The organism is Mesorhizobium sp. M5C.F.Ca.IN.020.32.2.1 (genome assembly GCF_004023105.1).
Classification (GTDB): Bacteria; Pseudomonadota; Alphaproteobacteria; order Rhizobiales; family Rhizobiaceae; genus Mesorhizobium; species Mesorhizobium wenxiniae.
In genome coordinates, this window is record NZ_RZSX01001483.1 from 1 (window position 1) to 760 (window position 760).

2 protein-coding genes are annotated in these 760 nt (G+C 57.4%); one reads left to right on the forward strand and one right to left on the reverse strand.

Annotation, left to right across the window (positions count from 1 at the left end):
• Window positions 1–181, reverse strand: a 181-nt coding sequence (locus EOA86_RS36955) for a LysR family transcriptional regulator (protein ID WP_164892423.1), incomplete at its 3' end; no start/stop codon positions are given.
• A gap of 230 nt (window positions 182–411) precedes the next feature.
• Here EOA86_RS36955 and EOA86_RS36960 point away from each other — a divergent pair.
• On the forward strand, window positions 412–702 hold the full coding sequence (locus EOA86_RS36960) for a DUF1127 domain-containing protein (RefSeq protein ID WP_128345856.1): 291 nt from the start codon (window positions 412–414) through the stop codon (window positions 700–702).
• Window positions 703–760 lie beyond the last annotated feature (58 nt).

Here is a 760-nt window from a genome sequence, read left to right on the forward strand (position 1 = left end):
GCCTGTTGGTACGCCCGTCCTTTTCGAACAGCGGCTTGCCGATCCGCTCCTCCAGCCGGCGCATCTGCATGGACACCGCCGACTGAGTCCGATGCACCTCTTCTGCCGCGCGGGTAAAGCTGCCGGTGTCGACAATCGTGACGAAGGTCTGCAACTGATCGAGATCGAGTGGCGCTTTCATCGGTCCAATCCATCACTGCTGTTGATGCTAAAGATTAGAAACATTCGTTGGATTAATCAATCGAACGATGGCAAATTTACGGTTGTCCACATTAAGGCAATGCATGTCACTTAAAAGTGGTCGCCGGTTTTAGGACGAGGACATGCATCTTCTAAGTGAATCGGGACCGGAACGGCCGCTGTTGCCAGCGCCGATCACCTGTCTGGTCCGTTCGAATGAAGGAGACTGACATGGCTACGTTTGATTTCGCCACCGAGACTTCGCGCATTACGTCGCGTCCGGCTATTGCGACGCGCGTAGTCAACACCATCTCCAACGTCTATCGCGCCTGGAAAAACCGCCGCGCCTTCTATCGCCTTGGCGAGATGTCGGACTCCGAACTCGCCGACATCGGCTTGACGCGCGCCGATCTCCACGTCGCCATCGAGGTGCCGTTCGGCCGCGATCCAACCGAGAGGCTTCGAATCATCGCGGCCGATCGCACAGACACGATAGAGGGTATTGCCCGCAAGTTGGCATGATCGCGTTGTTGCGTGCCCTTTCGCGTGCTTTGCGCGTCTAGGGCGCACGGCGCTTGGA